Source organism: Pseudomonas brassicacearum (genome assembly GCF_918698105.1).
Lineage (GTDB): Bacteria > Pseudomonadota > Gammaproteobacteria > Pseudomonadales > Pseudomonadaceae > Aquipseudomonas > Aquipseudomonas brassicacearum_F.
The window spans coordinates 1-8,089 of sequence record NZ_CAKKMI010000141.1 but is presented as its reverse complement, the minus strand read 5'-3'; the positions used below and the strand labels follow the sequence as shown (position 1 = coordinate 8,089).

The 8,089-nt window shown below is 52.5% G+C and carries 5 protein-coding genes and 1 pseudogene; 2 read left to right on the top strand and 4 right to left on the bottom strand.

Annotation, left to right across the window (positions count from 1 at the left end; all coding sequences use genetic code 11):
* From nosD to LQ215_RS28990, 4 genes are all read right to left on the bottom strand, one after another.
* Nucleotides 1-1,030 (bottom strand): nitrous oxide reductase family maturation protein NosD (nosD, locus tag LQ215_RS29005; protein WP_230153674.1); only part of this gene is annotated, 1,030 nt, incomplete at its 3' end.
* An 86-nt stretch (nt 1,031-1,116) separates the two neighbouring features.
* The gene (gene nosZ / locus LQ215_RS29000) at nt 1,117-3,054 is read right to left on the bottom strand and encodes a TAT-dependent nitrous-oxide reductase (RefSeq protein WP_230153673.1); all 1,938 of its coding nucleotides are present in this window, start codon (nt 3,052-3,054) and stop codon (nt 1,117-1,119) included.
* A 65-nt stretch (nt 3,055-3,119) separates the two neighbouring features.
* Complete coding sequence (gene nosR, locus LQ215_RS28995; RefSeq protein ID WP_169866034.1) at nt 3,120-5,309, bottom strand: transcriptional regulator NosR; 2,190 nt, start codon at nt 5,307-5,309, stop codon at nt 3,120-3,122.
* Nucleotides 5,310-6,605: 1,296 nt separating this feature from the next.
* Complete coding sequence (locus tag LQ215_RS28990; RefSeq protein WP_169867343.1) at nt 6,606-7,016, bottom strand: hypothetical protein; 411 nt, start codon at nt 7,014-7,016, stop codon at nt 6,606-6,608.
* Between LQ215_RS28990 and LQ215_RS28985 the strand changes: the two genes are divergently transcribed.
* Complete coding sequence (locus tag LQ215_RS28985; protein WP_025214367.1) at nt 7,009-7,866, top strand: c-type cytochrome; 858 nt, start codon at nt 7,009-7,011, stop codon at nt 7,864-7,866. The genes LQ215_RS28990 and LQ215_RS28985 overlap by 8 nt on opposite strands.
* A 15-nt stretch (nt 7,867-7,881) precedes the next feature.
* Nucleotides 7,882-8,089: pseudogene (locus tag LQ215_RS28980) on the top strand (cbb3-type cytochrome c oxidase subunit I); the annotation flags it as partial.

Below are 8,089 nucleotides of genomic sequence, written 5' to 3'. Positions count from 1 at the left end.
CATCGTTATTGCGATCCCAGCCCAGGTAATCACTCCAGTAATTACCGTGACCGTCGGCCGACCACTCCTGCGTGCGGGTGGCGACGTATTTGACCTGCTGCTGGTTGTCGACGAAGGCGTTGTCGGCAATACGGTTGTCTTCGGAGCCAGCAGTGAGGTGAATACCCACGGCGCTGCGCTCGAAATGGTTGTGTTCGATGACATTGAACAGCGAGTTGTAGATGAACAGCGCCTTGCCCTCGGCACCGCTGACCATACCGCCGTCGGCGGAGCCGCTGCGCACGTCGCTGACGAAGTTGTCGCGCAACTCGGAATAGGTGATGTAGTTCATCAGGATGCCATAGTTCTCGTCCTGCTCGGAACGGTTACCAATCACCATCAGCTTGCGGCTCTGCATCAAGGCATAACCGGTGCGTGTCCGGCGGGTGGTGTTGCCGAGCAACTGGTTGTCGTTGGCGTACATGTAGTGCACGCCGTAGCGCAGGTCTTCCAAAGTATTGCCCTGCAGCAGGTTGCCGTTCGAGGTATCGATGTAGATCCCGTCCCGGGTCTGTCGCACGTGATTACCGATAACCTTGGCGCCGTGCACGGCATACAGATGAATCCCATTGCCGCGGTCTTGGGAGCGAATGCTCGGGTCGCCTTCAATATCGTTGTCAATCAGGCTGACGTCATGTGCCCTATCCACCCATATACCAAATCCCGGCCCGTTCATTGTATTGTTGCGTATCATCGCACCTGTCGCTTGAGGGTCGATGAAAATCGCAGCGTTCATCGCTGTCATGTCGCGCCCCCAGTTGAGCAAAGTACAGCCTTCGACGCGCACATCGGGCGCACTGATAAAAAGCACGTTCCCAGCACCTTCAGCGTCAAAGACCGCACCTTTATCACAAACTATCTGCATAGATTGCTCAATAGTAAATTGGCCTTTGTACTCTCCTAAAGGAAGTCTCCAGCGGTTGGCGCCCTCTGCATGCATTAACAATTCAGTGATGGGCCGAGGCGACGAATATGCGAGGGACGTTAACATCAATGAAAATAGAGTTAACGCCCATCGCTTCTTGAACGAGAGATGCCTAGACACTGCATTTTCCTTCTTGGCAGCGCGGGGGCCCGTTAAACTCGCTCGACTTTCATACGCCCAACCATTTCCATGTGCAGTGCATGACAGAACCAACTGCAGTAGTACCAATGCAGACCGGGCTTGTCAGCAATGAAAGTTATCGAGGATGTTTGTTGCGGGCTAATCTCCATACTTACACCATGATTAGTCATGACAAAGCCGTGAGAGACATCCTCAATCTTATCGACATTAGTTATCGTCACAGTAACCTCATCGCCTTGTTTTACGGTAAATTCTTGCATTCCATAGGCAGGGGCCATAGAAGTCATATAGACACGAACTTTCGTGCCCTCTCGGACAACCTTGTTATCAGTCTCCAGTTTAATTCCGTCCTTCGCAGCGATAGCCACGGTTTCTGCAAAAAACGGATCGTTGCGGTCCCAGATCTTTTTAGTCCTGATCTGGTCTCTACGGGCCATGACGCAGTCATGTGGTTCGGCGAAGGCCGGGCCGTCGTGCACCAGCTTCATCTCCTCGCCGGAAATATCGATCAACTGGTCGTTTTCCGGGTGCAGCGGACCGGTCGACAGGAAGCGATCCTTGGAAAACTTGCTGAGCACCACCAGCCACTGGCCGTCGGCATCACGGGTTTCGGTCAGTGACGCATGGTTGTGCCCGGGTTGGTACTGCACATCGAGTTTCTGCTTGATGTAGTTGACCTTCTCGCCCTTGTAGGCGCGGATCGCCTCTTCCATGTTCCATTTCACTACCTGGCTATCGATAAACAAGGTGGTATAGGCGTTACCGCGGCCGTCGAAGGTGGTGTGCAACGGCCCCAGTCCCAGTTCAGGCTCACCGACTACCACGTCCCGTGGGTCTTTGAGCTTGTTATCAAATAAATCGTCGAGCTTGGCAGTTGCAATGATTGTGCATGTAGGCGAAAGCTTGCCGTTGGCGATGAAATATTTGCCGTCAGGCGAGGTATTGAGCCCATGAGGATTTTTCGGCACAGGGATATAGCGGGTAAATTCAGAATCCTTGCCGTCGCTTTTGCGCCCATCCACCACAGGGACCTTAGAACCGTCCAGGGTGATGAACTTGCCGGCCTTGATCGCCGCTTCGATGCGAGGGATGTTGAACACCACCACCCAGTCGCGCTCGTTGCGCATCATACCGCCCAGGTCGTAGGCCTTCTCGGAGTTGTAGCAGGTGCTGGCGGCGTATTTGCCGGTGTAGTCAGCGTCGGTGTTGTCCAGGTTGCCGTCGACGATCACCTGGAAGGCCATCTCCATTTTCTCGGCATCGACAGCGTTGAACATTGTGAAGCTGTTCTTATCCTGCAAGTCGAAGGTGCTACCGTCGTTGGGATGCGGAATAACGAACTCAGCGTTGGCGAACACATACTGAGTATGGGGCACCTTTTGCAGCCGTAGGCCATGGATCGCCTGTACGTTGGGCACAGTAAGCATCTTGTCGCACTTCATAATGTCTAGGCGAATGCGCGCGATCCGGGAGTTGGCCTTGTCATTGATGAACAGGTACTTGCCGTCGTACTTACCGTCAGTCATGGACAAGTGTGGATGGTGGCAATCGCCATTCATGAATCTTGCGCTATCACCCAGTATCCGCTTGCTTTCGTTGGTCAGCCCCCAACCGGTGGCAGAGTCGACGTTGAATACCGGTATGCGTAACAACTCGCGCATCGACGGAACGCCCATGATCCGTACTTCGCCCTGATGGCCGCCACTCCAGAAACCGTAATACTGGTCCAGTTCACCCGGCGCCACGTGAATTTTCGACTGCGCATCCTTAGCCGCGGCCGCCCAGGATTCGCGGGTGAAGACCACGCTGCCAAGTGCCGATGCACCGGCTAGAGAAGCACTGGCAAGCGCACTGGTACCGAGAAAACCGCGACGGCTAAGACCGGGCGAGTTTAGTTCCTGCGTTGCCTGCTTGGGTTCATGATCAGCATTCGTTTTGTTGTCAGTCATGGTTGCTGCTCCATTGGATGCGGGTGAAAAAACAAGAATCGCAATGTTTCGTCCAGCTTAGATATTCATGGCTTGAATACCTGCACCACCGGAATCAACTCAGTGTGTTCTGGCACCGGCGCCGGTTTGTCCCGCGTCTTGCGCTTATTCTTGAGCACCAACGGCGGGCATTTGTTTTCGTTGTGGTAAGTCATCTGGCAATCCAGACAGTAATGACACTCGTTGACGTTGATATGACCGTCCGGGTGGATCGCTTGGATTTCACATTCCTTGGCGCATAGTTGGCAGGGCGAGCCACATTCCTTGCGTCGTTTAAGCCAGTCGAACAGACGCAGCTTGCTAGGAATAGCCAATGCAGCGCCCAATGGGCAGACGTAGCGGCAATAGACCTTGCGGGTAAAAATGTTGATGATCAGCAGCGCCACGGCGTAAGCCACAAACCACCATTGGCGGTCGAATTTCAGGGTAATGGCGGTCTTGAACGGCTCCACCTCGGCAAATTGCTCGGCGGTACTCATCGACTCAAGCGAGATGCCGAACAGCACTAATAAAATGATGTACTTCACAGCCCATAGGCGTTCATGTAACGCAAAAGGCGGCTCATATTGGGGTATCTTCAGCTTGCGTGAGGCTTCGTTGATCAACTCCTGCAATGCGCCGAAGGGACACAGCCAACCACAGAAGACACCTCTTCCCCATAGCAAAATACTGGCGGCGGTGAAGGTCCAAAGAATGAACACTATCGGGTCGGTAAGAAACAGTTCCCAACGGAAGTTCTCGAACAGGGCATGGGCGAAGGTCAGTACATTAACCACTGAAATCTGCCCCAGCGCATACCACCCGATGAACACGACGGTAAACATCAGGTAAGCGCGACGTAACCAGTGGAGAAAACGCGGGTACTTGGTGAAGGTATCTTGCAGGAACAAGATAATCATCAATACAGCCAGAGCCGTGCAAAGAACCCCGATCTGAAAGGCTTTCTGATACCAGATATTGACCCATGTCGGTCTATTGGCAACCTCGATAGCTTCCAGCTCTTGAGCGGTGGGTGGCGGACGCAAAAGATATTGTTCAGGCAATTGGTAAGGCAGCTCGAAGCTGCTGAAGGTGCCACCGACAGCGCCGGTCTGACGGCGCACCAGCAACTCCAAGGTCCAGGGCGATCCTGGATCGAACCGGACGGGCTCACGAACAACGAAAATGGACATTTCATTGAACTCGGGCATGCCCGTTGCGAACACGTCGGACAAACGTTGATGGTCCATGTCGCGAAAGCTGATGATGTTGCCGAACTGACGCAATTGCACCCTATCGAAAATTCCTCCTCGCACATAACCGGAGCCCTTGTAGGAATAGAGGCCACGACCCAGCACTACGATGGCGTGCTCACCTGGCTTGAGGTCCTGCATCAAGAAGCGATATTGATTATCGCCCAGCAGGTTTCGACCAATGGCGGGTGGGTTTAGATCAGCGGTGTATAGTTCTATGAAAGTATCGTCTTCCTGTCCGGGCGGAGCATTGTCAACCCCCTCGGCCTCAGTACCCTTGAATGCAGCGTCGACTTGACCGCGGGTTAGGCTTAACCGGCGGATTGCGCCGTTGCCGGTCAGTTGCTCCCAGGTGGCAGGCTCAAAAAAATCTTCACGCACGGCGGCAGGTTTCTGCTTAACGCCGCTGTTGTCCTCGATCAGTTGCAACGACACCGCCACTTTATGTGCCGCGCGCATGATGATTTCATTCACCACCATGGCGGTTACTGTGGCTCCGGCTATCCCGTCAACTGTCACCGTCTCTGGATCGCTGGAACGACCCACGACTACCCGTCGATCAGCTTTGATGCCCTTGTATTTATCGTCAAATGCGTGGAGCTTCTCCACTGGAATTCCGATTAACAGAATTGGTTCATGGTGCTCCAATACATATGCATCCAGTATTACGCCTTGAGTGTCAAGAATGACCTGCATATTAATGGGTTTACCCGAATATGCGGGTATATCTACGACATCTTGGCTTTGGAATACGTAACCTTTGATTTTTCCTTCAGACTTTACGACGCGCACCTTAAACTCATCCACCGGCGCGGAAATATCTACATTGCCTGCAAACACTTCGCTGATGCGCTGCTGCTCTATCCCACCGTAATCCTTTGCTTGCAAAGTAATAAAACTAATGACCAGCAATACGCCCACGAATAGCGCCAAGCGGCTGAAAAATAGGATAAATTGCGGATTGGAATTTTTATAATTTTCCATGTGACAATTGCGCCATCCGGTTTACTTTAGTAAAAAGCACGCTTTACAACCGAGTTCTTCCACTCTAACCCTGATTGACCCTAGACTAGATACGTGAACATTACAAGTTTGCAGCTTTACAAGCTAGAGATCTTGAGGACCGCGATTCACACATATAAAACCATTTATGATACAACGGGTTACCGATACTATAGATGCTCCGTCAAAAAAAGCACCCATTACACTCAGCGACCGCTTCTGCATGGCAACACGTGAACATTAAAATCAAGAACAAATTCGAATAACGCTTATCGCTTTTTTGACTAAGGCGAAAAATACCTCCGGCTTGTAGCCCGCTCCTCCGAGCCATAAGCCGCTTGACTTACCCACCCAGGACATTTCGTGGATTAAAAGCGCTTGTGCCTAAGATACCGAATCAAGACCCATCTGACGATTAGAAAACAGCTCTTAGCCAGTCTAAGATCATAGTCGATGATGTTCGTAGAGAAACCAGACCGAAGCCATGCGCGCTGACCATGAGGTATTTTTTGTTGCATGGAAACTAACGACGCACTCACATACCGAACAACGTTCGAATTAACTGCACAGCCAAAGCTGCTGCCCATTTGGGGGGGTAACCTGAATCGTCAGGGTGAAGGGTAAGGCCGGTCTTTGGCGTAATGTAACCAGTCATTTCGCGCGCGACGGTAGGCTGTTGTCCGTCCCTCGGGCGAACAAAACAACAACCAGATTTTCCAGAGCAATCACACGAACCCGAAGATGAACCAACCCAGTATCCGGCAGTTCAGGAATCTCATAACCCCTGGTTGGGAACGCTTTTGCTGCGTCTTTGGCATTCCAGTTCTAAAACGCCATCCTGAGTTCTTGTGTAACCACCGACGAGTCGGTCTTGTCTTGAGGTATGAGTGTTCTCTGATCGGCTTTTTGATCCGCTCCAGCTACTTTAGGCAACAGTTCTGACTCGGGCAACAAAGCCTAATGAAGTGCGCCGAATACGGCAGGTAGATAGTTTGCAGCTTGGAAGTCGACGGTAGACTGAAGGGGTAAATACTTCCTCATTTAGCTTCTGTGACTGCCTGCGCACGTCTTTTATGCCATAACGACCTTTAGACTCGTCGAAATCGTAGGTTTACTCCGAAATCGACACTAGTAGGCGGCCACTACTGGCTCGCGCATTAGCAAGGTGCTGGCGTAACTACTGGTGGCCCCTGCCCGGGTGTAGCGTTCCCTGGAGCCATTGTCATGAAAGAGACCAGACATCGGCCACAAGATATCATAACGCCATCATGCTGTTGCTCATGACTGAATGCCATGCGCCTCCGCGCTCAATAGAGATATGCTGATCATTTGCTTCACCTCGATTATTTCAATTTCTTCTATGTATCCGTCACTACGACTGGTTAAAATTTTATAGAATTTCTTGACAGCCATGCAAAGCCTACTACCCTCAAGATCATTCATTCTCACAACTTGAACCACTACACTCAAATATGCAGCGCTTGGTATCGTTAATAATACCCAACCGGCAGAGCGCTTTTCCAGGAACTTTCCAACTGCACTTTCTACTCGGATGCAGCCGTGCAAAAAACTTTGAAGATAGTCAGTTATGCCGCGCTCGTGCTGATGGCCAGCGCGGTCGTTTATGCCAGCGTTATCGGCATCACCTATTGGACGGGTATCGGCGTCTAGGGAGTTCGCAATGAACAAACGCCAGACACGCTCGTTCGCGCTGATATCGACGGCCATCGCCGCCATTGTGTTTCTTGGCATGACGGTTGATAGTCACCGGCAGTTTCCAAAATTGACCAACGCTCAACAGATCACGCCAGAAGTCACTCGCGGCAAGGATGTATGGCATGAATACAATTGCATCAATTGCCATACGTTGTTTGGTGAAGGCGCGTATTACGCTCCGGACCTTACGAAAATCACCCAGCAGCGCGGCACCCCCTATCTCACCGCGTTCCTCAAAGACCCCTCAAAGTTTTATGACGAGCAACGTCATCGCCGGTTGATGCCGAACCTAAAACTCAACGACGAAGAAATCGCGGCGTTGATCGCCTTTATGGATTGGGTGAGCAAGGTCGACAATCAAGGCTGGCCGCCGCGGCCGATCCTGGTGACCGGCACGTCGATTCCCGGCATGGACCTCACCGTTGCGCAACAGAATGTCGCCGGTGGCAACCAGCCACCCGCCGCACGCCCGGTGTCCGACAAGGAAGACCCGATCGCCCTGGGCGAGGCGCTGTTTCGAACCACGGCCACACCGGTGTGCAGCGCTTGTCATTCGATTGCACCGGGAGTCAATCTCGCCGGACCGACACTGGCCGGGTTGGCTGCTCGGGCCAAACAGGTCATTGCCTCGCCTGACTACAAGGGCAAGGCCAAGGACGTCGAAGGCTTCATCCGCGAATCCATCGTCACGCCAAGCGCGTACCTGCATCCGGGCGACATGTATTCCGCCAATGGCATGTCTTTCATGCCGGACACCTTCGCCAAATCGCTAACGCCCGAACAGATCGATCAACTGGTCGCCTATCTGGCGTCGTTCCAGTAATCAAAGGGGATGACCATGCGTTACAGATCTCAATCCGTCGCTTACTGGTACTTCGCCGTTGCCATGGCGCTATTCGGTCTGCAACTGGTATTCGGCTTGCTCTCGGCGGCCAAATACCTCGGACCGGATCCCCTGCTGGACGTGTTGCCCTTTGATGTCACCAAGGCAATACACACCAATCTGTTGATCGTCTGGGTACTGACCGGGTTCATGGGGGCAACCT